This is a genomic window from Thalassospira povalilytica, from assembly GCF_002844235.1.
In the GTDB taxonomy this organism is placed as follows: domain Bacteria; phylum Pseudomonadota; class Alphaproteobacteria; order Rhodospirillales; family Thalassospiraceae; genus Thalassospira; species Thalassospira povalilytica.
In genome coordinates this window covers 327,415-349,981 of the sequence record NZ_PGTS01000005.1, presented here as the reverse complement: position 1 = coordinate 349,981, position 22,567 = coordinate 327,415, and the positions used below count along the sequence as shown (strand labels likewise).

Sequence of the window (22,567 nt, the reverse complement as noted above, 5' to 3'; positions counted from 1 at the left end):
GGCGTTAACGTCGGCTTTACCCGCGCGATCAATACTCGAAAGCGCAGACAAGGAGCAGGAAATGGATATCGGCAAACTTGGCATGTTCGCCAATCTCAAGGAAAAGATGGACTGGCTCACCCAGCGCCAGGAAGTCATTGCGCAGAATATCGCCAACTCCGATACGCCGAACTACCGCGCCAATGATCTCAAGAAATTCGATCCGGACAATATCGGCCGTGACCGCCAGTTCATTCTGGCCATGCAGGCGACCACGCCGGGCCACAGCCAGGGTCTGAACAAACCGCAGAACTTCAAGGACGAGGAAGTGCGCAAGAACTACGAAGTCGCACCGGGCAAAAACGCCGTCATCCTTGAAGAACAGATGGTCAAGATGAACGAGAACCAGGTCGATTATCAGACCATGACCCGTCTGTATGCCAAACAGAAATCAATGTTCATTTCGGCCCTTGGCCGCGTGTAATCCAAGCATAGAGAGTTAGAAACATGGAACTTTACAAGGCTTTCAAAATCTCTGCTGCTGGCATGCGTGCCCAGGGTACCCGTCTGCGCATTGCAGCGGAAAACGTTGCCAACGCCGACAGCCTTCCGACCGCACCGGGCCAGGACCCGTACCGCCGCAAGCTTCTGACGTTCAAGAATGTCATGGACCGCGAAGTCGGTGTTGAAATGGTCAAGGTCAATAAGGTAATGCCAGACCGTTCCGATTTTGGTATGAAATACGAACCAAGCCATCCGGCAGCCAACGATCAGGGCTATGTTCAGACCCCGAATGTTGAAACGCTTGTCGAAATGATGGATATGCGCGAAGCCCAGCGGTCTTATGAGGCCAACCTCAATGTGATCCAGTCATCGCGCAGCATGTTGCTCAAGACCCTTGATATTCTGCAGTAAGCACGCGATATCAAGCAGGACTGAAGAAGTTTAAGGATTGATACTCATGGTCTCCAGCTTCAACGATGCCATTTCTGCCTACCGCAATGCGGCTGCGGGCAAGACCAATACCGTTGCGGAAACCGTAACCGGCACCGGCACGAAGGTGAACCCGGGGGAAAGTTTTGCCGACATGGTACGCGGTGCGGCACATGATGCCCACGCAACCATGGTCAATAGCGAACAGATGACCCAGAAGGCCATTACCGGGGATGCGGAACTTCATGAAGTGGTGACCGCCGTTTCGGCCGCCGAAGTCACCCTGCGCACGGTGGTCTCGGTCCGTGACAAGGCTGTGGAAGCATATCAGAGCATCCTGAACATGCCGGTCTGATCCCTGTGATCCCGGCCTGATAACGAAACCGCACGTCATTCGTGCGGTTTTTTGTTTGCCGATACCGGTTTGCCGATCAGGAAATCATGGCAATGGCCTTGCCAAATCCTGTATGAATAACAGTGGTACTTCAAGGTACTGCGTGAATGTGAAGGCGGGAAGACCAATGGATCAAGCTGAAATCATGGATGTGGCCTATGATGCAGTATGGACGCTGCTGAAGGTGACCACACCGCTGATGTTGATTGCGCTTGGGGTTGGTCTGATCATCGCGCTGTTTCAGGCCCTGACACAGATTCAGGAAATGACCCTGACCTTCGTTCCGAAAATCCTTGTGATTTTCATTGCACTTCTGGTGTTGCTGCCCTGGATGATTACGGAAATGACCGAATTCATGGGGCGTATGGTGGACCATTTCATTGGCCTGCCCAATTAGCGGCGAAACGCCGGGCTGACGCGTTGATGTAAGGCGGTCGAAGACATATGGATCTTCAGGAGATTCTTACTCTTAATGTCTATGTTGTCCTGATGGCATTTGCCAGGGTCGGGGCGGCCTTTGCCTTTATGCCGGGCATCGGGGCACGCACGGTTCCGGCGCGCGCGCGGTTGATTTTCGCCTTTTGGGTTGCGGTGGTCATCTCGCCGCTGGCAGGGCCGCTTTTCCCGCCGCAACCGGCCGATGCGCCGTCGCTTTTGCTGTTTATCGGTTATGAGGTTACGGTGGGCTTGTTCTTTGGCCTGTTTGGTCAGGTCATGATGGCCGGGCTTCAGACTGCCGGGTCGATCATTGCCTATTTGTCATCAATGGCAAACGCCTTTACCGCCGATCCGTTATCGGGGGCGCAAAGTGCGGTAACCGGCAATTTCCTGATGCAGGTCGGGCTGGTTTTGCTGTTTGCGACCGGGATGGATCATCTGATGATCCAGGCGGTTTTTGAAAGCTATTCACTGTTTCCGCCGGGCGGGGTGCTGCCGGTCGGGGATATGAGCGAATTTTTCGCCAATGCGCTCAATGACAGCTTCATCATCGCCGCCCAGTTATCCGCGCCGTTTCTGATTGTGGCGATCTGCTTGCAGATTGCGCTCGGCTTGCTGAACAAGCTGATGCCGCAATTGCCGGTATTCTTTGTGGCCATGCCGATTCAGATCGCGCTGGCCTTGCTTCTGTTGACCTTGGCCCTGCCATCCATGATGATGGTCTATCTCGGTTATTTCGAGAACGGGCTTGAGGCGTTTCTCAATCCCTAGGGCGGTGATGCGCAGCAAAGCGCGACTGTCCGCCAAGCACGGGTTAGCCAATGGCAGAAGAAGACGACAGCCAAAAGACAGAAGACCCCACAAGTAAAAAGCTTGAGGATGCCCGAAAAAAGGGTCAGGTGCCGGTTTCCAAGGAAGTCGGCAACTTCATGCTGTTGTTTGGTGGTGGTCTGGTTACGGTGATGATGGGCCCGACCATGGCCGAAAGCGTCCGTGATCTTGCCGTCGGTTTTATCGAACATCCGCACATGTATGATGTGTCGGATGCCGGGCTGCCTCTTTTGTTCAAGGATATCATTATCGGCATGCTCTGGGTGCTGGGCATTCCGTTTGTGCTGCTGGTGTTTTTTGCCGCGGCCGGGCATCTGGTGCAAAACGGCATCGTTGTTGCGGTTGAACGTATCGAACCCAAACCCGACAAGCTCAATCCCCTGAACGGGCTGAAAAACCAGTTTTCTCTCAAGACGCTGGTCGAATTTGTCAAGAATGTCAGCAAGATCGTTCTGGTCGGGGTAGTTCTGGCATTGGTCATCATGCCAGAAATGCTTGATATCGAACTCTATCCCCAGATGTCGCTGGGGCTGACCCTTGAACGGCTTTACGACATGATCGTGATCCTGCTGATCGCGACGATTTCACTGACGGCGGTGATTGCCGGGCTCGATTTCGCCTATCAGCGATACGAGTTCAACAAACAGATGAAAATGTCCAAGCAGGAGATCAAGGACGAATACAAGCAGACCGAAGGTAGTCCCGAGATCAAGGCGAAGGTCCGCCAGATCAGGATGGAGCGCGCCCAGCAGCGCATGATGTCAAGCGTGCCCAAGGCCGACGTGGTCATCACCAACCCGACGCACTTTGCCGTCGCCCTGCAATATGACATCGATACCATGGGTGCACCGATGTGCATCGCCAAGGGGCAGGACAATGTCGCGCTTAAAATTCGTGAGGTCGCCGAAGAACATGACATCACGATCATGGAAAACCCGCCGGTAGCCCGTGCGCTTTTTGCAACCGTCGAGATTGATCAGGAAATCCCGCCGGAACATTACAAAGCGGTTGCCGAGATCATTTCGTTCGTGTTCCGCCAACGCGGCAAAAAACTGGGATAATTGGCTTCTTTAGCCGAATAAATCCCGCAAAACACCCCATTGAAACCTTTTAATAATTTTTGATTGCAACGATCTAGATCAATATGCAACTGCCGCTTTGGTAGTATTTTAAAATTAATGGTTCCCATTACGTGTTACCGACACTATACGTATGGCGATTCAAGTTTGATCCAGTCTTTTATATCTTTGCTTTTGCGAATAGGAATACCTTGATGAAATTGAGGATTGCCGGGCAGATCGCCCTTTCAAATGCGATCATCGTCGTCATGCTGATTGCTGTGGCCGTTGGTATAGGTGTGGTCAATAGTCAGAGTCGGCAAGCGACTCACGAGGCTGCTCAGATCGGTGTTGTGGTCAGTACGGATGTGCCGAATCTCATCAAGGCGATTGAGCGTGCGCGCTACAACGTCATTCAGGTGCAGCAATGGCTGACCGATATTTCGGCAACGCGCGGGCTTGATGGACTGAATGATGGTTTTGACGAGGCCGAAGCCGCCGCGCAAGGTCTTGCCGAAAACCTCGCAACTTCAAAGGCGCTCAGTAAGAAGCTTGGTCAGACCGAACTTCTGGCCGCCCTTGAGCAGATTGAGGCCGCATTCCCCGATTATTACGCCACCGGCAAAAGAATGGCCCAAGGCTATATTGATGGTGGCCCGGAAGTCGGCAACAAGATCATGGGTGACTTTGATGCAACGGCAGCCCGTCTTGCCGACGCACTCGAGGCAGCGGTCGAACTTACCGATACCTATAGCCGGTCTATTGAAACCACCCTTGTTGACAAGCTGAAGGGGCTTGAAAGCAACGTTGAGTCGGTCTTTGTGCTGACCACTGCGGTGACGATTGCCTCTATCATCGTTTGCGCATTGATTGCCTGGGTTATGCACCGTCGCATTTCGGCGCCAGTGGCCGAAAGTGTCACTACATTGGCGCAACTGGCTGACGGCAAGTTTGATGTCAAACTGTCAAAGTCTGAGCGCAATGACGAAGTCGGCGATCTGGTGCGTGTCATGCATGTGTTCCGCGAGACAGGCTTGAATAACCTGAAAATGCGCGAACAGCAGGAAGCCGATCGACTGGAATCCGAAGAACAGCGTCGTAAATCGCTGCGCGAGATGGCGGAGCGGGTTGAAAGTGAAACCCGTCGCGTTGTTGATACCATTTCGGGTCAGACTGGCGAACTCGCCGAAGCCGCCCAGCGGATGTCGAGCTCTGCTGATCTTGTTCAGGGCAATTCCCAGACCGTGGCTGCTGCGTCCGAGCAGGCATTGGCTACCGTTGAGGCAGTTGCCGGTGCGGGTGAAGAGCTGAATTCTTCACTTGGTGAAATCAATAATCAGATTTCGCGTGCCAACCGGGTCAGCGAAGATGCCGTTGAGGCCAGTCGTTCGACGGAAGCGACTGTTTCGCAACTGGCTGACAGCGTGCGCGGTATCGGCGAAGTGGTTGAACTGATTTCCGGCATTGCCGAACAGACCAACCTGCTTGCTCTTAACGCAACCATCGAGGCCGCCCGTGCCGGTGACGCCGGTAAGGGCTTTGCTGTTGTGGCGCAGGAAGTCAAAAACCTCGCGACCCAGACCAGCCGTTCGACCGATGAAATCACCCGCCAGATTGCTGAAATTCAGGCGGTGACGGATTCTGCCGTGACCGCAGTGGCAACAATTGCCGAGAAAATCCACGAGATGGATGAAGTCTCGACCGCGATTGCCGCTGCTGTTGAAGAACAGAGTGCTGCGACCTCTGAAATCGCGCGTAACGTGAATGAAACGGCGGCTGCTTCCCGTGAAGTTTCCAGCCGGATTAACGAGGTGTCCGAAGAGGCGTCTGGAACCGGTCGTTTGGCTTCCGAAGTCGGTACGCTCTCCGAACAGGTTGCTGTTGCCGTCCGTGATTTGCGTAATGTACTGGTTGAGGTTGTCAGGACTTCGACCGCTGATGTTGATCGCCGTAGCTCAAAACGTCATCCGTCTTCGCAGGAAGTTTCCGTCCGGTTTGGTGGCAAGGCGTCAAAAGCACGTCTTGAAAACATTTCGGAACGCGGGGCGATGCTTGTGTGCAATGACAGTATCGCTTCGGGTACGAAGATCGAGGTTGAACTGCCCGGCATCAATAGCCCCGTGCGCGCAATCGTCCGCAATGTCAGCGAAGAAGGCGTCAGTGTCGAGTTCGATGGATCCAAGCTTGACGAAGCGCAGGTCAAACGTCTGAGCCGTTAAGCCGGCTTCAAATGACTGGCGCCCGATAAATGCGCCTGGATTTACGTTGTGAAAGGCAGGGCCAATTCCGGTTCCTGCCTTTCACGTATCTGGCGGGAATTGCGGGCTGTTTTGTCGCGATTGCCGGGCGGCGTGATGGACGATAAACTTGCCGGTAGCCAGTCAGGCGATAAGCAGCTAAAAGTATAGACTATTTTGTTAAGTTATTGTCGTTAAAGGCGGTCGCGTGCTGTTTCGGGGGCTCATCCTTGCTGTAAGTGTCGCATTCGTTGCGTTTGTCTTCGTCCTGATGGACGTGTTGGCAAAGGCAGGGCTTGATGCGCGCCTGATGTGGATCATCGGGGCTATGGTCACCGGTGTGGCCGTGGTCGCCGTGGCATCGCTTACGCTTTCGGCAAAGCTTCGCAATGGTGGGCATGATGGCCTTGGTCCGCTGATTTCCGGGTTTGCCAATTCCGATATCGGCGTTGCGCTGATTGATGCCTATGGCCGGACGATCTATGCCAATCCGGCCTTTTCATCCAAACTTGGTATCGAAGCCGGATCGGACATGCTTTCTGCGCTGGAAGCGCGCCTGTCCTTCCTCGGCATCGGCAGTGAAGAACTTGCCGAACTGCGCACCCGTGCGATGCGCGGTGAAGGCGGGCAGATGTTTGTCGATCTGTCGCGTTCTGAAAAATTTGCAAGCCAGCCCGATGGTGAAACGCAAGCCCCGGCAACTGACGGGGCCGAAAATCCCGCCCCCGGTGATGACGCGGCTTCGGATGATAAAACATCATCCCGGGCAACCTGTTTGCGCATTTCCGTGGCCGAGGCCAATGCACGTGCCGGTCAGATGTTATGGACTGTTGACGGTGTTGATCCGTCCGTAATGGCGGATGCCGATGCATCGATGTTGTTGCCATCGGGTGAAAGCCCGTCTGCATTCGCGCTTTCGGCACCGGTGGCACCCGACCTTGTTGCCAATCTTCCGGTTTCGGCGGCCGCTGGCGGCTTTGAACATGCCGATCAGATGATCGAACGGCTGCCGGTCGGGGTCTGTGGCCTTGATGAAGAAGGCCGTATTCTTTATCTCAACCGCCGTCTGGCAAGCTGGCTTGGCGGTGAACCCGAAGACTTCAATAACGGCACCGTGGAACTGGCCGACCTTATCGTTGGTGACGGTATCAATGGCGAGGTCAAATTCAAGGTTGCCGGGGGCGAACCGATCCGGTGCTTTGTCACCCATTCGATCAATGCGCCGGGCACTGGTCCGGTCCGCAGTCAGGCCGTGATCTTCCCTGATCCGATGCCCGCTCATGAATGGGAACATGCGCTGGCCGAAACCGAACGCCGGGTGCGCTGGTTCTTTGATGAAAGCCCGCTTTCGATTGTTCTGGCCGACATGTCGGGCACAGTTACCGATGCCAACCGCGCCTTTATCGAAACCGCCGGGCAGAACCATGCCAATGTGGTCGGGCGTTCGATCCTTGAACTGATTGTTCCCGAAGACCGTGACGAAGTGGCGCGTTATCTGTCCAAGGCCGTGATGGGCATGGGCAAGGGCGGTCAGATCGAAGCCCGTCTTGCCGGCGCGCGCGGCGTTGCGGCCCAGATTTATCTGCAACGGGTTGCGGGTCGTTCGGGCGAAGCAGGCGCGTTGCTTCTGAACTTCCTTGATACGACCGAACAGAAGAATCTTGAGGAACAATTTGCCCAGTCCCAGAAAATGCAGGCTGTCGGTCAGCTTGCCGGCGGGGTGGCGCATGATTTCAACAACCTTCTGACGGCGATGATCGGGTTCTGTGATCTGTTGTTGTCGCGCCACGGGCCGGGTGATCCGAGCTTTGCCGACATCATGCAGATCAAACAGAATGCCAACCGTGCTGCCAACCTTGTCCGGCAGCTTTTGGCGTTCTCGCGTCGTCAGACCCTTCAGCCGAAAATCATCAATATCACCGATGCACTGGCTGAAATGTCGAACCTGCTGCGCCGCCTGATCGGCGAGAAGATCGATCTCAAGGTCAGTCACGGGCGCGATATCGGTCTGGTAAAGGTCGATCCGGGCCAGCTTGATCAGGTGATCATTAACCTTGTCGTCAATGCGCGCGATGCCATGGCCGGCGAAGGCGGGACTTTGACGGTTCAGACCAGCAGCGAAATTGTTGATGAACCGACCGCAACCGGCACCGAAATCATCCCGCCGGGCGATTATATCGGCATCAAGGTCACCGATACCGGCATCGGTATCCCCAAGGACAACCTGACGCGGATTTTCGAACCCTTCTTCTCGACCAAGCAACGCGGCGAGGGAACGGGTCTTGGTCTTTCGACGGTTTATGGCATCGTCAAACAGACCGGCGGCTTTATTGCGGTCAACAGCGAAGAAGGCAAAGGCACGACCTTTACCATCTATCTGCCGCGCTATGAGGCAACCGAACAGGAACTTGCCGAAACCCAGGCCGTCACCGAAGAAGCCCCGTCACGCGATCTGACCGGAACCGGTGCGATCCTTCTGGTCGAGGATGAGGATGCCGTGCGCACATTCGGCGCGCGCGCCCTGCGCAGCAAGGGCTATGACGTGCTTGAAGCCAATAACGGCGACAACGCGCTTGAGGTCCTGAATAACACCGACAAGACGATTGATCTGGTGATTTCCGATGTCGTAATGCCGGGTATCGATGGCCCGACACTTGTGCGTATGCTGCGCGAAAAGAAACCCGAACTCAAAGTCATCTTCATTTCCGGTTACGCCGAAGATACCTATCGCGACGAACTGGACGAAGAAAACGGTGTTCACTTCCTGCCCAAGCCCTTCTCGCTCAAGGATCTGGCGACCAAGGTCAAGGAAGTCCTGTAAGGTTTTGGCCGACCAGGCGGCATTATTGTCGCTGGGTGACCGGATGATCATCCCGCAAGATAAAATGCCGACGCCCCGTAAAGGGCCAGTACCACAAAGCTTTCCCAGCCGATATTGGCAATGCCGCGCCGTTCGCGGTTGAGCATCCCCAACAGCAACACCCCGCTCATCAATATGACCAGTGCGATGGTAAAGACGTGCTGTTGGCTAAAGGCCGCATAGATTGATCCTTCGCGATAGGCGATGTCTGATGCCGCCAGAAACAGCACGTCAAAGGCGTTGCCGCCGATAATGTCCCCAACCGCCAGATTGACCGCCCCCATGCGAACCGCGGCAATTGCAGAGACAAATTCCGGGAAGGACGTTGAAATTGCGGTCAGGAAGGTGCCAACAGCGGTTTCGCTGATATCTGTCACGGCAACAATCGCAAGCCCGGCCTGACCGATAATGTGGCCGGCAACGGCTGTTACAAGCGCAAAGGCAAGGAATTCGCCCCACAGTCGCGCGGTGCTTTCGGGGTGGGTATCGGCGCTGTCATGTTTGGCGTCTTCTTCGGTCAGATCGGTTTTCTTGGGAAGCCACATCGGTTCATCACGGATCGCCGATAAAAGATTAAGGCCAAGCGGATAGATCACCAGAAGCAGGATGGATGCCGGGTGAATGTGAAAAATCATCCAGTCCGGCCCGGCATAGGCCAGAAGCGGCAAGGACAGCATGCTGAGCAAAAGGGTGGTCTGGGCAAGGCCGGTGGCGCTGGCCGCGGCATGTTCAAGATTGCCTTTGCGATAAAACAGATCGGCAATCGCCAGAAACGTCGTCTGGGCAGCAATCCCGCCAAGCGCATTGCCAATGGCAAGATCGGTATGTCCCTGCCAGGCGGTGGTCACAGATAACACGCTGCCCGGCAGGCTGGTGGACATGCCAACAAACAGGGCACCGGCGATGATTTGTCCCATGCCGGTGCGTTCAGCCAGTTTGACGGCAATGCTGGCCAGTCGGGTACCGGCAAAAATGATGATCAATGTGCAGACCGTAAAGGTCGCGACAATAACGCCGAGCGACTGCTGACCAAGGTCAAAGGGCATGCAATGCTTTCCGTGATCAAAGAAGACTACAATGTGTAACTTCCGACAGGGTAGCTTGTTCCCCGGCTGCTCTCTTTGCGTTGGCTCAGGGGATTTCAGGAACGCTTTGCCGCGGCCGCATCCAGGCCGGTAAAAGATTAAGAACAAGCGCACATCCGGCCATGATCGTGATCCCGCCGACAAGCTGCATGGCCGAAAGCCTTTCGCCCAATGCCGTGGCACCGATCAGCACCGCAATCACGGTAACCAGAAATTCGACACTGATCGCGCGGGTCGGGCCGATTGATGCCACCAGCCGGAAATAGACGATATAGGTGCAAACACTCATCAAACAGGCGGCAATGACCAGATATAAATAGTCCATGGCAACCGGAATGCGTTCAAGTGGCACGGCAAAGATCATCGGCAAGGTCACAATCCCGCCAAACAGAAATGCACCGATTGTGGTTTCCCAGTTGCCGCTTTGGCGCAAATGACGGCTGGCATAATTGCTGCCAAAGGCCGCGCACAGGGCCGACAGGATCGATGCCACGCAGCCAAGGACAAATTCCGGTGTGACGGCAACCGCGGGAAACCCGACCAGAAGCACAATCCCGCCAATGCCAAGTGCCAGACCGGCGAAACCTTGTTTGCTTGCGCGTTCAATGCCCCAGAACTGGCTGATGATCATGGAAAAAAGCGGAATAGCCGCAACAAATATCGCCGTCATCGCCGTTCCGATGCGCGGTGCTGCATAGGACAACCCGATCAGCTGTCCGGCAACGGTGGTCGCTCCGACAATGGCAAAGGGCCGCCAGCCCGCACTGAAATCAAGTTTGCGGCGGCAAAGCCTCGCAACCAGGTAAAGCGACCCGGCCGCAATCAGGGCGCGGAATGTTACCGCCCCGACCCAGCCAAAGGCATCAACAACCTTTACGACGACAAGAAACGAAAGTCCCCACACGACGGCAAGGAACAGATAGCGGGCGATATCCCCTGGTTTCATTTGTGATGCACTTAAAACGGGGCGTGGGCATCCTTTGTTGATGCGCAGGCGATGTTGACGGGAAATCGGGTGGTGGCAGGTAGCAGGTGGCAGCTGGCGCGGGGCCCGATATTCCGGCTGACCGCGGACCTGATGGTGCGACCGGCCTCGTTTCCGGTCAAGCGCGAAATGCACGTCCGGGATGCAAAAGTTCCCTTAAGCCTATAGGCAAACCGGGCAATCCTGAGTATCGTTTCAGACAACAGACCAAAAAGGTCTGACAAACAAGGTTTTCATCCGGAATGGAAACCGATTGCGGAGTGGGCGGCATACCGGTATCGGGTGCCGTAATGGGAATTTATGGCAGTCGTCATTTGCGATGGGTCGCATCGACCTTGGGGCTTGTGCGCGCATCTTTTGCGCGGATTTATCCTGTCCGTTCTTTTGGTCCCGTCCGTGCAGGCAAAGGATGCCTGTCTTCGGATTGCAATGCCCGAAATTCATGTCAGCCCCGAAAATATGGCGCAATATCGCCGCGTGATGGCGGATGCCGGACTGTGTGTCGAACCCGCATCACTGCCACAGATCCGGGCGGTTGCGGCCTTGCGGGCGGGTAAGATTGACGGGGTGTTTGCCGGACAGGATGATTTTCCCGAACTTGTTGATATCCCGGTCGTGCCGGGCGAAGTCATCCTGGGGAAATTGCCGGGACTTCTGATTGTGCGCAAAGGCCCGGTCACCGGTTTTGATAATTTGACCAATGAAGTTCTGGGTGTGCCGCTTGGCGCGACCTGGCCCAGAAAGCTGATTGCGGGATATGCCAATATTGTCCGGGTGCCGCGCGGGGCGGAAATGTTAAAGGAAATGCTTCGCGAAGGGCGGATCGATGCGATGTTGCTTGATGGCTATTCCCTGAACTGGGCCGGTGGGGTGCCTGATGGCTATAACGCCATACCCGTGGCAACGATCACGGTTCACAGCTGGCTGCGTGCGGAATTTGCAGAACATATCCCGAAATTCGATCAGGGAACGCGGGCCTATCTCAAGGCCGTGCAGGAAGAAGAATAGGCAGGGCCATGCGTGATGTGAAAAAACCGGACCGGATCACCAGAATGCAAGAAATGCCGCCCGCGTGCCGGTGTTTGACGCCGGGCATATTTGCGGAAAATACAAAAAGCCGTGGGGGGGATGAATGGCGCGTGATCTGAATTTCAGGGTGTTCAGGGCCTGTTTGTTTGCCATCTGCGTCGGGTTGGCCGGGCTGAGCAGTTTGTTGGTGTCATCCGGTGCGCGGGCTGATGAATTCTGTCTTCGCATGGCGATGCCCGAGGTCACCCGCGATGCCGTTGGTGTCGAAGCCTATCGCCGGGCCATGGCCGATGCCGGGCTTTGTATTATTCCGGTATCAATGCCCAATGCGCGTTCCGTGGTTGCCATGCGCAATGGTGAAGTCGATGGTGTATTCGCCGGTCTTGATGATTTTGCCGAACAGGTCGGTCGTCCGCTGATCCGTGGGGATCTTCCGGTCGGGGCGGTATCCGGCGTGCTCGTTGTACGCGACGGCGATATCAAATCGCTTGATGATCTGACCGATCAGGCGGTGGGGATCTGGCTTGGTTCAAGCTGGGCTGAAAAGCTGATGGCGGGGTACCCCAATGTGATGCGCTGTCCGGCCGGTCCCGAAATGATGCAGGAACTGATGCGTGCCGGGCGGCTTGACGCCATGCTGATCAATGAATTTTCGCTGATCCTGACAGGCGGCTTGCCCGATGGCTTTGTGTCGATCCCGGTGATGGAACTTGAAGTCTATACATGGCTGCGTGGCGAATTTTCCGGCTATTTGCCACTTATTGAAAAAGGCAATCAGGCCTATGTCGATATCCTGAAGAAATGGCGGAAAAAGGCATCATGATGCCCGGCGCGTGACGGGGACGAAAAATTCGAAAATGTTTGTTTAGATTTCTTGCATATGTCTTTTCTTTTTATCTATAGTTGATCAGCACAGCAGACGGAAAAACGGTGGCTGTGCGTTAAAATGAACAATGAAGAATTCCGGTCATGACAAGGTGACTGGCACAACAGGCGAGGCCCGGTATCGGCACAAGGTTCATCAAAGAATCAGGCGTGATATCGGCTTGGGGGTTTGAATGGTAAAACGCAAATCAACCGGGATCGTGCGATCCTGTATGGTGGTTGCTATTTTCGTGACGGCATTGCTGTTGTCATTTGAATTGCTGCCCTCGGCCCAGGCCGATGCCGCAAACCAGCATGCAAAAACCATTACCTGGGTTCAGAAATAACTGCCGACGGCCTGCATTGGGAAATCGGTTATCGCCAACAGGACAAAGCACCAGGGACCTGGCACCTGACACCTGGCACTTGGCACTTGGCACCTGGCACTTGGCACACAGCCTGTGTGTGATCAGACCTTCCTGGATCAAAGGTCTGTCTTGTCCGGTGTCTGGACGTGGGATTCAATGGCCTGATCCGATCCCAGATGGGTGATGTCGATCGGCGTGTTTGTATCCCGGTTGGCATAGACGCGCCCGAAAAAGTCCGACAATTTCTTGGCGACATCTTCGGGCTGGCTGACCTGATGCAGGGTGAATTTGTGGCCGATGCGATCGGTAATATGAAGATCGCCATAATCAAAGATATTGCCAACGACACTTTTGCTGATGCGGGTTGATTTGATGGCTTCGAACCCGCGATCATCCTGATCCTTGCGCAGGACGCCGCTGCGCGTGATGATGCGGTTGCTGGTAATCACGCGTTCAAAAAAGAACAGATCGCGGATCGCAGTCAGCGGCAAAAGAAGACTGTCCTTTGCTGCGCGTGTCGATGCGCCAAGCACACGGCGCAGAAGGCTCCAGACAATCGAAATCGCTGCGAGGATCAAGCCGATCAGCGCAAATGAAAACACGAATTCATACTGTTCCCAGATTTCATCAAGGGCTGAAAAGGCTTCGGGGCCGGTCAAAAGATTTCGAAATTGCGGCATCAGGAAATTGTAAATTTCGCGCCAGTGATAGGATGCGTAAATCAGGGCCGCGATCCAGACAATCTTGATCAGGCCGGGCACCAGCACCGATACCGGGGCAATCGGCAAATCCATGATCACCACTTCACCATCCTGAAGATAGCGGCGAATTCCCTTGAACGGTTTGCCGTTATTGTCGGTCTGCTGGGCCTTGGTCATGCCGGTTTCCTTTTGCACGCAATTTCATGAACATACGGTGCGGGCAAAAAATCGCAAGCAGTTGCAAATTTTCGAATTCTGACCGGCGATAATTCTGATTACAAACGCCTGAAAATTTGCGCTTATAGATTTATTGGCCACGCCACCATGGCCACAAACCGGTACATCGCCGGAACAACAACAATGACAGGAAATGCGCCCCATGATCCCCCTGTTTGGTGAGGCCGCCGCCTTTACCGCCGCCCTGTGCTGGGCAACATCAAGCATGATCTTTTCCAATATTGGCGGCAAGGCCGGTGCGCAGACGGTCAATCGCGGGCGTCTGGCCTGTTCGATTTTTTGTCTGACGGTTTTGCACTGGCTTCTTTTGGGAACACCTTGGCCCGAATCAGTTACCTGGGAACAGCTGGGCTGGCTTAGCCTGTCATCGATTGTCGGGCTGGTGATTGGTGATGCCATGCTGTTTCAGGCCTTTGTCCTGATCGGGGCACGGTTGTCGATGTTGTTGATGTCGACAGTGCCGATCATGGGGGCGGTACTGGCATGGGTGCTGTTTGATGAAACGCTCCGCCCGATTGAAATTCTGGGCATCGCCTGTGGGGTGAGCGGGGTCCTGATTGTCATTCTGGGTAAAAAGGGCCGCCCGGTCGGGCTGGTCGGACGCAATTATGTGATCGGCATCCTGTTCGGACTGGGTGGTGCCATCGGTCAGGTTGCCAATCTGATCACGGCGAAATATGCGCTGATTGATGGCTATTCCGCATTGTCCGCGACCTGGATCCGTACCCTTGTTGCGGTGATTGCCATGTGGGGAATTGCCCTTGTCTTCGGGCGGGTGCGCCGCACGGTGACGGCGTGCCTTGCCCCGGATGTCGGCAAGTGGCTGTTGCTGGGGGCTTTGATCGGGCCTGCGGTCGGGGTCTGGCTTTCGATGTTGGCGGTTCAGAATGCCAATGTCGGGATTGCATCGACCCTGATGGCCTTGCCGCCGGTTTTGCTGATTGTCTATGAAGGCGCGATCCTGCGCCGGCCTGTGGGCTGGCAGGCCGTTATCGGGACCTGCCTTGCCTTTGCCGGGGTGGCGTTGCTGTTCCTGCATTAGGGATCAAAAGATCAAGGTGTTTAGGCATTTAGGCAACTAGGACTGATGTGCCTTTCGCATGCGTCCCCACAACAGCAAACCGCCATAAAGGTTCGCCAGCAAGCTTAACCCGAACAACATCCCCGCCCAGACCGGCAAATCAAACATTGCCGTCGTGCCACGCATTGTTGTGTTGGCAACTGGCGCGGTCGGGGTAGTCGGGTCTGGTGGGTCGGACGTTATGTCGGGTTTGCTCTGATGGGTCAGTTGCACCACATGCCCCATGCCATCATCCACCCGGATGTGCCAGTTTTGCGGTTGTGTCATGTCAAGGCCCGGCTGATCCGGGGCAAAGGCAAAATGGCCGCTGCGGTCGGTGCGCGCCTTTTGCCAGATCTTGCCATCAGGGGCGGTGACGATGACTTCGGCAAATCCCATGGGGCTGCCGTCGGTATAGCCAAACCGGTATCGAACCGTATTCTCATTGCCAACAGCCTGCCAGCCAGCCCCGTGGGCACGGGCATCTGTCGGTTCCGATACGATCAGAACCGACAACGCCACAAGAAGCATGATAACCGGCACCCGGCTGATATCCGCTAGATGCATTTTCCTAGCCGTCCACATGGAAGCTTAGCGTCGCACGAAGGTTATGAACCCGTACCCCGTCTGCGGCATCGGGGATATCGGTTGCAACCCGCACGATCCACAGGCCGGGTGCAGAAATGCGGACCTTGGCAATGGCACTGCCGCGGTCATCGGCAAGGGTTTCGGTATAATAGGCCCAGGAAGACGGGGTTTGGGTAAACCCGGCATAGGTCGCAAGAACGGTGGTGGTCAAAGGCTGCCCGTCAAGCAGGATGCGGAATTCGGCGTCCGTGCCGATTTTGGTCCGCCGCGGATCGCCAAGCGGAACGATTTCAAGCCGATCACCAAGCGGGGTTGTGACCACGGTGTTATCATCAGATGGCTGCGGGCCGATCAGATGTTTTGCAAATTTCTCGTAACGCGAAGCGGTCAGGGCAGCGGGATGCTGTTCAAGCCCGCCTTCCTGCCAGCCATCGGGCGTCTGTGACCAGACAACCGGCAAACGGTGGGCAGCAATCCAGCCGGTTTGCGCATGATCATCAACAGATGCAACAAGGTTCGGGGCGTTCGGATTTGGTGTGACATCAAGTTCGGTCTGCCCGGCATCGGTGATCAGGCGGGCGCGCACATTTTCGATGGCTTCGGCTTCTTCAGGCGCGCCGAACTGATGGGTCGAATCAAGAAATATCGATGCGGGTTGGTCCGGCGTAATGGTGCTTTGTGCGGTGCTGGCGATGAATTCATGGGCGGTTGTCGCACTGCTGATCAGGCACCCGGTCATGCCAATTATCAGGGCGCGTGCGAACTTTGATTGAAACATCTGCTATCCTTTGGGAAATTAGGTCTATGAAATGGCGGTATGAACTTTTCAAAATTGTTCATACGAGTCAAGCTGATGATTCTGAAAGGGAATTGATATGACCCGCGTGACGGTATCAATCGAAGATGATCTGATGGAAGCGTTCGACACCTTCCTTGAAGGGCGGGGCTATACCAACCGGTCCGAAGGATTCCGTGATCTGATCCGTGAAAAGCTTCAGAATGCCAAGCTTGACGAAGACCCCAACGGGGTGGGAATTGCCGTTCTGAATTATGTCTATGACCATGAGGAACGCATGCTGGCATCGCGTTTGATGAGCACCCAGCATGAACATCACAATCTGACAGTCTCGACCGTGCATTTCCACATCGATCATGACACCTGTCTTGAAAGCGTGACCCTGCGCGGGAAGCTTGCCGAAATTCGCGCCTTTGCCGACAAGGTCCTGGCACAGCCCGGTGTGCGCCACGGGCAGCTTTATTCCGTTCCGGGGGAACTACACATTGAATCCCATCATCACGGGGATGAAGACCACGGCGCGGCCCATACCCACGAACATCTCAAAATTACCACCTGATAAAATTGCCGTTCGGTACGGAGCAGCCCGGTCCGGACAGGGCCGGGCTGTTGTCGTTTGAAAACGCGATTTTTGTTCTCGGGAACGAGAACAAACTTGCAACATCCAAAATTTTATGACAGTGTTCGCATTATGTTCTCAATTCGGCTGCTGACGTGAACAGGGAAACTATTCTGTCTGGGCAGCAGGTTCTTCAAGCGGTGGCGTTCCGCATTTAGGTCCGGGGAACCGCCTGCGTTGCATCCTACCCGGCCCTGTGGAATAAGAGAGTTCGAGCAATGATTCAGACCGCGCTGCATTTGGTGGATAAGGATACTATGGATAAGCAGAAGGCACTCGAAGCCGCCCTTGGGCAGATCGAACGGGCATTTGGCAAAGGTTCGATTATGAAGCTGGGTCAGCGGGAAAGCGCCGTTGACATTTCAGCCATTTCAACCGGATCACTCGGTCTTGATATCGGACTTGGTATTGGTGGTCTTCCGCGTGGCCGTATCATCGAAATCTATGGTCCGGAAAGTTCCGGTAAAACGACCCTGGCCCTGCACACCATTGCCGAGGCACAGAAACTTGGCGGGACCTGTGCATTTGTCGATGCCGAACATGCGCTTGACCCGGGCTATGCCCGCAAGCTTGGCGTGAATACCGACGAACTTCTGATTTCGCAGCCCGATGCCGGTGAACAGGCACTTGAAATCGCCGATACGCTGGTGCGTTCCGGTGCGATTGATGTTCTGGTCGTTGATTCGGTCGCGGCCCTTGTTCCGCGGGCCGAACTCGAAGGTGAAATGGGCGATACCCATGTCGGTCTTCAGGCCCGCCTGATGAGCCAGGCCTTGCGTAAACTGACCAGCTCGGTGTCGCGGTCGAACTGCATGGTGATCTTCATCAACCAGATCCGTATGAAAATCGGTGTGATGTTCGGCAGCCCGGAAACCACCACCGGTGGTAATGCGCTTAAATTCTATGCGTCTGTTCGTCTGGATATCCGCCGTATCGGCCAGATCAAGGACCGTGACGAAGTCGTGGGTAACCAGACGCGCGTCAAGGTCGTCAAAAACAAGATGGCCCCGCCGTTCAAACAGGTCGAATTTGACATCATGTATGGCGAAGGCGTTTCCAAGATGGGTGAAATCCTTGATCTTGGTGTCAAGGCAGGCATCGTTGAAAAGTCCGGTTCCTGGTTCTCCTATAATTCGACCCGGATCGGTCAGGGCCGTGAAAACGCCAAGAACTTCTTGCGCGAGAATCCGGAAATGACCCAGGAAATCGAAAACAGCATTCGCGAAAGTGCCGGCCTGATCGCCGAAAGCATGACGAATATGAGCGAAGATGACCCGGTCAATGATGATTGATCGCGCTGTTTTTGCACGATGATTTTAAAAAGGCGGGCCGTGATTTCGGTCCGTCTTTTTTGTTTGGCCATCAAACCCTTCACCCCGTTCAAAGGTGCAGCCATGATTACCTGCTATTTGAAATACATAATCGACAGTCACAAAATTCCCGAGTTCGAGGCATATGCCAAACGCTGGATTCCGATTGTCAATCGTATGGGCGGGACCCATCACGGCTATTTCCTGCCCCATGAAGGGGCGAGTAACGTTGCCTATGCGCTGTTCAGTTTTCCAAGCCTTGCCGAGTATGAAGATTACCGCAATCGCATGGCTGACGACCGCGAATGTCAGGATGTTCTGAATATGGAAATCCGCAATCGCAGCATCATTTCCTATGAACGGAGTTTCATGCGCCCGGTCCTGGACTAGGGGCGGGCGGGGCTATGATCCGCGCCGCGTTGCGGTCGTCGCCACTGCCGCTGCCGGGATTTGCTGCTGTTGCCACTGGCTGGGTGTTTGGCCGGTAATGCGCAGGAATTCGCGATTGAAATTCGACTTGGTGTTAAAGCCGCTTGCTAGCATGGTGGTTGTGACATTCTGTCCGCGCGCAAGTTCTTCGCAGGCATAATCAATCCGGAACCTGTTGATATAGCGTGACACATTTTCCCCGGTACTTTGATTGATCGCTGTGGATACCTGTTTCAACGGATAGCCCAGCCGCCGCGCAATCCGCGCCAGCGTCAGATCGGGATCAAGAAACAGCTTTTGACCACTTATAAGCTGCTCAACTGCCGCCATGATTTCATCGACCGGGATATCGGGCGTATCGGGCGCGGTTTTGTCAGGCGCGCTTGACGGTTCGATATCATCAACCCCGTTGTCATCATCGCCCGATCCGATGGCAAGATCGGGCGAAAGTGCCAGAAACCCGATGGTCAGCACCGCCAGCGACGAAAAGATGCTTAAAATCACACCGGTTGCGCCTTCTGCCCTGAATTGCAGGGCTGCTGCGATCAAAAGATCACTAAAGGCCGACACAATCAGCGCAATGGCAATCACCCGCCAGATCAATGCCGGTACATGCCCGGATGCCAGACGCGAATGGGCCAGATCATTGCCCTGACGATGCAGGGCAATCAGGATGGCAGACGCATAGCCGACAAACAGCCCGCCAAGCAGGGCATCAATCAGGACCGGCATGGCAAGGATCACGATCACCATCACCACCGGGGCCAGAAAATGGCAAAGATCGGTGCCGACAAGGCGCGACCGCAAACTGCTTTGCAAAAAGGCCATCCAGGCCAGCGCCGGGATCATTGATGCCATGACCGGCTGCAACAACCGGATGGCATCAAACCCGTAATAATGAACAAGCGACACCGTCACACTCTGACAGGCGCAGGCCAGCAGCAAGGCAGCAAGCAACCGGCTGGTCTTTTCAAACAGGATTGCCCGCAAAAACAGATAACCCAGCAACAGGGCGACGATCATGGGTACGGGAAGTGCGATCATGTTTTGTGGCGATCCGATCATAAAACGTCCGAAAACCGGTTTTGCACGTCCTATAACCGGTTCAAGGACGCCAGCCCCCAAAATCAGGAGCAATTTCAACCCGGTGAAGATTAAAACACGGATTGAAATCATGAAACATGTAACTTCTGCGGCCCTTCTTTCACTTGGTCTTGCCAGCGTTCCTTGCATCGCGTCCCCGTCTGCGGCACAGGAACTGGCGGGCTATGACCGGTTCGATGTCACCGCATCACACAGATCCATGCCGCTTTCTGCGTCCATCTGGTATCCGGCCGGGACTTATATCTATCGTGCGCCGGTCACCAAAAGCGCGATCTGGCAAAGCACCGATGCCTATATCGGGGCGGCGATTGCACCGGGAAAACACCCGCTGATCCTGCTCTCGCACGGATCGGGCGGCAATATGGATGCGCTGGGCTGGCTGTCATCGCAACTGGCACTTCGCGGGGCAATGGTGCTGGCGGTCAATCATCCCGGCACGACATCGGGGGATTCATCGCCCCGGCGCACCATTCATTTGGCGCCGCGTGCGGCCGATATCACGGCCCTGCTTGATCAGGTTCTCGCCGATCCGGATTTTGCCCCCTATATCGACCGGGACCGGATTTCGACGGTCGGCTTTTCGTTGGGGGGCACAACGGTCCTTAATCTGGCGGGGGTGCGATTTGATGGCGACCTGTATCGTGATTTTTGCAAGACACATGGCGATGCGATGCAGGATTGCGCCTTTTTGAAACGTGGCGGGGTCGATTTCGATCATCTGTCTGATGACATTGCCATCGATGCCAAGGACCCCCGGATTTCGCGATTTGTCGCGATCGAGCCCGGCATGACCTATGCGGTTGATGACAACAGCCTGAAAAACACCGATCAGGATTTGATGTTCATCCGGCTTGGCAAAGAACATGGCTGGCCGGCTGCTGATCTTGAGGCGACCGGAAGCAACTTGTTGGGCAAGCTTGATCATCCGGCCTATGCGGTTTTTGCCCCGGCCAACCATTTGACCTTTCTGGCGGAATGTGTGCCCGGTGCGGCCGAACTTCTGGCGCGGATGGATGACGATCCGGTCTGTTCGGACCCGGCGGGGACCGATCGCGGTCATATCCACCAACAGATCATTGATGAAATCAGCGGGTTTCTCGACCTTGGCGCGTCGCCATCCTGATTGGCGCATATGATGGCGGATATCACGGATCATCCCCCGGAAAGCGGCCCGGTTGACGGGTTTCTTTCCGGTGCCCCAAAATGATCACGATTTCGCATAACTATATGAAAAATATGTCATTAAATAGTGTCGAATGGGGTGAAAAACAGCCTTTAGTGATATGGGGGCGGAACAATTTTGAGTTGTCCCCGTTTGATATCCTGTGAGCAACACATCACGAGCAAACAGGAGAACAAACATGTCAGACCTGATGAAAAAAATTCTCGCCGTTCTGATGATTGGTGGTCTTGGTCTTGGCCTTGCGGCCTGCGAAACCGCCGAAGGTTTCGGCGAAGATGTCGAAGATGCCGGTGAAGCCATCCAGGACAGTGCTTCGTGATCCGGGCTGATTAAACAGGTCGCTTTACCCTCAAAGCACCCAATAACTGCAGGAGAATTCCCATGATTGGTTGGGCCGTATTCTGTCTGATCCTTGCCCTGATTGCCGCCGTATTGGGTTTTGGCGGCTTGGCCGGGACTTTCGTTGGCATTGCGAAGATTCTGTTCTTTGTCTTCATCGTGCTGTTTGCCGTTTCACTTCTGGTGAATGCATTGCGTGGCCGCCGCCCGCCGATGTAACCGGCAACGAAAGACAAAAAGGGTTGGGATAAAAACCGAACCGACGAGCACACAAAAGGGCGCCATATTGGCGTCCTTTTGCTGTGTCTGGATGGGGCCGGGCAATGGCGATATCGGTTGCAACCAAAAACCGGTCGCGCCAAAATGGCGTATATACTCAAAGGCGGTATCCGAACCGCACAGCGTTGGAGCATTCAACAAACATGGTAACGATCACAAAACGTCTGTTGGCAGTTGCGATGGTTCTTGGCTTTGGCATGGCGTTGTCGGCCTGCGAAACCGCCGAAGGATTTGGCCGCGATATGGAAAAGCTGGGTCAGCAGATCCAGGAAAGCGTGAATGAGTAACCGATCAAGCGCCCTTGCCAGCCAACGTTTATATTATGCCCCGGTAAAGGTCGCCGATATTGGCGACCTTTTTGTGTTTCTGGGGGATGCTGCGGCAATGCGCTTTACCCATTGCGATCAATCGCTTGAAGATTGCCAGAACAGATTGCTGGCCTTTGAAGCACGTCGCAATCAGGATGGCTTTGCCCCCTGGGTCGTACGGCACAGGGAAACAGACAGAATCATCGGATGGGGCGGGCTTTATATCGACCCGTTCGATCCCGACTGGGGACCGGAAATCGGTTATTTCCTTCATCCCGACCATCATGGTCGCGGCTTTGGCCGTGAACTTGCCGAAACTGCCATCGCCTTTGCGCGGGCCCGAACATCCTGCCGCATGCTGGGTGCCTTTGCCCATCCCGACAATCATCCATCGGCCAAGCTATTGTCCCGATTGGGGTTTGTGCAGATCGGTTTTGTCGCGTCAATGAACCGCAACCGGTTTCGCCTGATGATTGACCGGGCCTAGCGCGCGGCGATTCTTGCCTTGTTGCAATCACGCAATTCATAAAACTTGATACATTTGCGGCCCAAG

Annotated in this window: 26 protein-coding genes; 20 read left to right on the top strand and 6 right to left on the bottom strand. The window is 55.0% G+C overall.

All coding sequences use genetic code 11. The annotated features are described in order from the left end of the window. Positions 1–61: 61 nt before the first annotated feature. The 8 genes from CU041_RS15265 (at position 62) to CU041_RS15230 (ending at position 8,691) form a co-directional block, all read left to right on the top strand. Positions 62–463, top strand: a complete 402-nt coding sequence (locus CU041_RS15265) for a flagellar basal body protein (RefSeq protein WP_068517464.1) — start codon at positions 62–64, stop codon at positions 461–463. 23 nt (positions 464–486) lie between these two features. After that, entirely contained in the window at positions 487–894 is a 408-nt protein-coding gene (gene flgC, locus CU041_RS15260; RefSeq protein WP_044829525.1) for a flagellar basal body rod protein FlgC, read from the top strand. A gap of 46 nt (positions 895–940) precedes the next feature. Further along, positions 941–1,267: a flagellar hook-basal body complex protein FliE gene (gene fliE / locus CU041_RS15255; RefSeq protein WP_068517465.1), complete on the top strand. Its 327-nt coding sequence runs from the start codon at positions 941–943 to the stop codon at positions 1,265–1,267. Between the two features lie 166 nt (positions 1,268–1,433). Then, a complete protein-coding gene (gene fliQ, locus CU041_RS15250; protein ID WP_068517466.1) occupies positions 1,434–1,703 on the top strand; it encodes a flagellar biosynthesis protein FliQ in 270 nt (89 codons plus the stop codon). Positions 1,704–1,750: 47 nt separating this feature from the next. After that, positions 1,751–2,515 carry a flagellar biosynthetic protein FliR gene (gene fliR, locus CU041_RS15245; RefSeq protein WP_101247564.1) on the top strand — a complete coding sequence of 255 codons (765 nt, stop codon included), beginning with the start codon at positions 1,751–1,753 and terminating at the stop codon, positions 2,513–2,515. A 50-nt stretch (positions 2,516–2,565) separates the two neighbouring features. After that, positions 2,566–3,636 (top strand): flagellar biosynthesis protein FlhB, encoded by a 1,071-nt coding sequence (gene flhB, locus CU041_RS15240; protein ID WP_101247563.1) that lies wholly within the window; start codon positions 2,566–2,568, stop codon positions 3,634–3,636. Between the two features lie 212 nt (positions 3,637–3,848). Continuing rightward, a complete protein-coding gene (locus CU041_RS15235) occupies positions 3,849–5,852 on the top strand; it encodes a methyl-accepting chemotaxis protein (RefSeq protein ID WP_101247562.1) in 2,004 nt (667 codons plus the stop codon). Positions 5,853–6,078: 226 nt separating this feature from the next. Continuing rightward, the gene (locus tag CU041_RS15230) at positions 6,079–8,691 is read left to right on the top strand and encodes an ATP-binding protein (protein WP_101247561.1); all 2,613 of its coding nucleotides are present in this window, start codon (positions 6,079–6,081) and stop codon (positions 8,689–8,691) included. Between the two features lie 47 nt (positions 8,692–8,738). Here the strand turns inward: CU041_RS15230 and CU041_RS15225 are convergent, their stop codons facing one another. Further along, the gene (locus CU041_RS15225; protein WP_101247560.1) at positions 8,739–9,776 is read right to left on the bottom strand and encodes a sodium:calcium antiporter; all 1,038 of its coding nucleotides are present in this window, start codon (positions 9,774–9,776) and stop codon (positions 8,739–8,741) included. A gap of 85 nt (positions 9,777–9,861) precedes the next feature. Continuing rightward, entirely contained in the window at positions 9,862–10,761 is a 900-nt protein-coding gene (locus tag CU041_RS15220; RefSeq protein WP_101247559.1) for a DMT family transporter, read from the bottom strand. Between the two features lie 468 nt (positions 10,762–11,229). On the opposite strand from CU041_RS15220, the gene CU041_RS15215 reads away from it, so the two are divergent. The 3 genes from CU041_RS15215 to CU041_RS20680 all read left to right on the top strand — a co-directional run bounded on the left by CU041_RS15215 (position 11,230) and on the right by CU041_RS20680 (position 13,040). Next, a complete protein-coding gene (locus CU041_RS15215) occupies positions 11,230–11,808 on the top strand; it encodes a substrate-binding periplasmic protein (RefSeq protein WP_212733810.1) in 579 nt (192 codons plus the stop codon). A 124-nt stretch (positions 11,809–11,932) separates the two neighbouring features. Then, positions 11,933–12,652 carry a type 2 periplasmic-binding domain-containing protein gene (locus tag CU041_RS15210; RefSeq protein ID WP_101247557.1) on the top strand — a complete coding sequence of 240 codons (720 nt, stop codon included), beginning with the start codon at positions 11,933–11,935 and terminating at the stop codon, positions 12,650–12,652. Between the two features lie 235 nt (positions 12,653–12,887). Further along, entirely contained in the window at positions 12,888–13,040 is a 153-nt protein-coding gene (locus CU041_RS20680) for a hypothetical protein (RefSeq protein ID WP_170310263.1), read from the top strand. Between the two features lie 137 nt (positions 13,041–13,177). On the opposite strand, the gene CU041_RS15205 is transcribed toward CU041_RS20680, so the two are convergent. After that, entirely contained in the window at positions 13,178–13,939 is a 762-nt protein-coding gene (locus tag CU041_RS15205) for a PH domain-containing protein (RefSeq protein ID WP_170310262.1), read from the bottom strand. 202 nt (positions 13,940–14,141) lie between these two features. Here CU041_RS15205 and CU041_RS15200 point away from each other — a divergent pair, with 202 nt between their 5' ends. Beyond that, positions 14,142–15,041 carry a DMT family transporter gene (locus CU041_RS15200; protein WP_101247607.1) on the top strand — a complete coding sequence of 300 codons (900 nt, stop codon included), beginning with the start codon at positions 14,142–14,144 and terminating at the stop codon, positions 15,039–15,041. A 36-nt stretch (positions 15,042–15,077) separates the two neighbouring features. Here CU041_RS15200 and CU041_RS15195 read toward each other — a convergent pair whose 3' ends face one another. Beyond that, complete coding sequence (locus tag CU041_RS15195; RefSeq protein ID WP_170310261.1) at positions 15,078–15,626, bottom strand: carboxypeptidase-like regulatory domain-containing protein; 549 nt, start codon at positions 15,624–15,626, stop codon at positions 15,078–15,080. 4 nt (positions 15,627–15,630) lie between these two features. Next, a complete protein-coding gene (locus CU041_RS15190; protein WP_101247554.1) occupies positions 15,631–16,425 on the bottom strand; it encodes a DUF4198 domain-containing protein in 795 nt (264 codons plus the stop codon). A 97-nt stretch (positions 16,426–16,522) separates the two neighbouring features. On the opposite strand from CU041_RS15190, the gene nikR reads away from it, so the two are divergent. The 3 genes from nikR to CU041_RS15175 all read left to right on the top strand — a co-directional run bounded on the left by nikR (position 16,523) and on the right by CU041_RS15175 (position 18,762). Next, positions 16,523–17,002 (top strand): nickel-responsive transcriptional regulator NikR, encoded by a 480-nt coding sequence (nikR, locus tag CU041_RS15185; RefSeq protein ID WP_068517479.1) that lies wholly within the window; start codon positions 16,523–16,525, stop codon positions 17,000–17,002. 278 nt (positions 17,003–17,280) lie between these two features. Beyond that, positions 17,281–18,354, top strand: coding sequence for a recombinase RecA (recA, locus tag CU041_RS15180; RefSeq protein ID WP_068517480.1), 1,074 nt, complete (start codon positions 17,281–17,283; stop codon positions 18,352–18,354). Positions 18,355–18,456: 102 nt separating this feature from the next. Continuing rightward, a complete protein-coding gene (locus CU041_RS15175) occupies positions 18,457–18,762 on the top strand; it encodes an NIPSNAP family protein (protein ID WP_101247606.1) in 306 nt (101 codons plus the stop codon). 12 nt (positions 18,763–18,774) lie between these two features. On the opposite strand, the gene CU041_RS15170 is transcribed toward CU041_RS15175, so the two are convergent. Next, positions 18,775–19,845, bottom strand: a complete 1,071-nt coding sequence (locus tag CU041_RS15170; protein ID WP_101247605.1) for a helix-turn-helix domain-containing protein — start codon at positions 19,843–19,845, stop codon at positions 18,775–18,777. A gap of 130 nt (positions 19,846–19,975) precedes the next feature. Here CU041_RS15170 and CU041_RS15165 point away from each other — a divergent pair, with 130 nt between their 5' ends. The 5 genes from CU041_RS15165 (at position 19,976) to CU041_RS15145 (ending at position 22,501) form a co-directional block, all read left to right on the top strand. Further along, positions 19,976–21,028 carry an alpha/beta hydrolase family protein gene (locus CU041_RS15165; RefSeq protein WP_101247553.1) on the top strand — a complete coding sequence of 351 codons (1,053 nt, stop codon included), beginning with the start codon at positions 19,976–19,978 and terminating at the stop codon, positions 21,026–21,028. Positions 21,029–21,266: 238 nt separating this feature from the next. Next, complete coding sequence (locus CU041_RS15160; protein WP_068517483.1) at positions 21,267–21,407, top strand: entericidin A/B family lipoprotein; 141 nt, start codon at positions 21,267–21,269, stop codon at positions 21,405–21,407. Positions 21,408–21,469: 62 nt separating this feature from the next. Beyond that, on the top strand, positions 21,470–21,646 hold the full coding sequence (locus tag CU041_RS15155; protein ID WP_082817698.1) for a DUF1328 domain-containing protein: 177 nt from the start codon (positions 21,470–21,472) through the stop codon (positions 21,644–21,646). 203 nt (positions 21,647–21,849) lie between these two features. Continuing rightward, the gene (locus CU041_RS15150; protein ID WP_068517484.1) at positions 21,850–21,993 is read left to right on the top strand and encodes an entericidin A/B family lipoprotein; all 144 of its coding nucleotides are present in this window, start codon (positions 21,850–21,852) and stop codon (positions 21,991–21,993) included. After that, a complete protein-coding gene (locus CU041_RS15145) occupies positions 21,986–22,501 on the top strand; it encodes a GNAT family N-acetyltransferase (protein WP_101247552.1) in 516 nt (171 codons plus the stop codon). Before CU041_RS15150 ends, CU041_RS15145 begins: the two co-directional genes overlap by 8 nt. Positions 22,502–22,567 lie beyond the last annotated feature (66 nt).

What these genes read in the sequence shown, in the direction of transcription:
- CU041_RS15265 (WP_068517464.1), top strand. Translation starts at nt 62, where the DNA reads ATGGATATCGGCAAACTTGGCATGTTCGCCAATCTCAAGGAAAAGATG.
- flgC (WP_044829525.1), top strand. Translation starts at nt 487, where the DNA reads ATGGAACTTTACAAGGCTTTCAAAATCTCTGCTGCTGGCATGCGTGCC.
- fliE (WP_068517465.1), top strand. Translation starts at nt 941, where the DNA reads ATGGTCTCCAGCTTCAACGATGCCATTTCTGCCTACCGCAATGCGGCT.
- fliQ (WP_068517466.1), top strand. Translation starts at nt 1,434, where the DNA reads ATGGATCAAGCTGAAATCATGGATGTGGCCTATGATGCAGTATGGACG.
- fliR (WP_101247564.1), top strand. Translation starts at nt 1,751, where the DNA reads ATGGATCTTCAGGAGATTCTTACTCTTAATGTCTATGTTGTCCTGATG.
- flhB (WP_101247563.1), top strand. Translation starts at nt 2,566, where the DNA reads ATGGCAGAAGAAGACGACAGCCAAAAGACAGAAGACCCCACAAGTAAA.
- CU041_RS15235 (WP_101247562.1), top strand. Translation starts at nt 3,849, where the DNA reads ATGAAATTGAGGATTGCCGGGCAGATCGCCCTTTCAAATGCGATCATC.
- CU041_RS15225 (WP_101247560.1), bottom strand. Translation starts at nt 9,776, where the DNA reads ATGCCCTTTGACCTTGGTCAGCAGTCGCTCGGCGTTATTGTCGCGACC.
- CU041_RS15220 (WP_101247559.1), bottom strand. Translation starts at nt 10,761, where the DNA reads ATGAAACCAGGGGATATCGCCCGCTATCTGTTCCTTGCCGTCGTGTGG.
- CU041_RS15215 (WP_212733810.1), top strand. Translation starts at nt 11,230, where the DNA reads ATGCCCGAAATTCATGTCAGCCCCGAAAATATGGCGCAATATCGCCGC.
- CU041_RS15210 (WP_101247557.1), top strand. Translation starts at nt 11,933, where the DNA reads ATGGCGCGTGATCTGAATTTCAGGGTGTTCAGGGCCTGTTTGTTTGCC.
- CU041_RS20680 (WP_170310263.1), top strand. Translation starts at nt 12,888, where the DNA reads ATGGTAAAACGCAAATCAACCGGGATCGTGCGATCCTGTATGGTGGTT.
- CU041_RS15205 (WP_170310262.1), bottom strand. Translation starts at nt 13,939, where the DNA reads ATGACCAAGGCCCAGCAGACCGACAATAACGGCAAACCGTTCAAGGGA.
- CU041_RS15200 (WP_101247607.1), top strand. Translation starts at nt 14,142, where the DNA reads ATGATCCCCCTGTTTGGTGAGGCCGCCGCCTTTACCGCCGCCCTGTGC.
- CU041_RS15195 (WP_170310261.1), bottom strand. Translation starts at nt 15,626, where the DNA reads ATGCATCTAGCGGATATCAGCCGGGTGCCGGTTATCATGCTTCTTGTG.
- CU041_RS15190 (WP_101247554.1), bottom strand. Translation starts at nt 16,425, where the DNA reads ATGTTTCAATCAAAGTTCGCACGCGCCCTGATAATTGGCATGACCGGG.
- nikR (WP_068517479.1), top strand. Translation starts at nt 16,523, where the DNA reads ATGACCCGCGTGACGGTATCAATCGAAGATGATCTGATGGAAGCGTTC.
- recA (WP_068517480.1), top strand. Translation starts at nt 17,281, where the DNA reads ATGATTCAGACCGCGCTGCATTTGGTGGATAAGGATACTATGGATAAG.
- CU041_RS15175 (WP_101247606.1), top strand. Translation starts at nt 18,457, where the DNA reads ATGATTACCTGCTATTTGAAATACATAATCGACAGTCACAAAATTCCC.
- CU041_RS15170 (WP_101247605.1), bottom strand. Translation starts at nt 19,845, where the DNA reads ATGATCGCACTTCCCGTACCCATGATCGTCGCCCTGTTGCTGGGTTAT.
- CU041_RS15165 (WP_101247553.1), top strand. Translation starts at nt 19,976, where the DNA reads ATGAAACATGTAACTTCTGCGGCCCTTCTTTCACTTGGTCTTGCCAGC.
- CU041_RS15160 (WP_068517483.1), top strand. Translation starts at nt 21,267, where the DNA reads ATGTCAGACCTGATGAAAAAAATTCTCGCCGTTCTGATGATTGGTGGT.
- CU041_RS15155 (WP_082817698.1), top strand. Translation starts at nt 21,470, where the DNA reads ATGATTGGTTGGGCCGTATTCTGTCTGATCCTTGCCCTGATTGCCGCC.
- CU041_RS15150 (WP_068517484.1), top strand. Translation starts at nt 21,850, where the DNA reads ATGGTAACGATCACAAAACGTCTGTTGGCAGTTGCGATGGTTCTTGGC.
- CU041_RS15145 (WP_101247552.1), top strand. Translation starts at nt 21,986, where the DNA reads ATGAGTAACCGATCAAGCGCCCTTGCCAGCCAACGTTTATATTATGCC.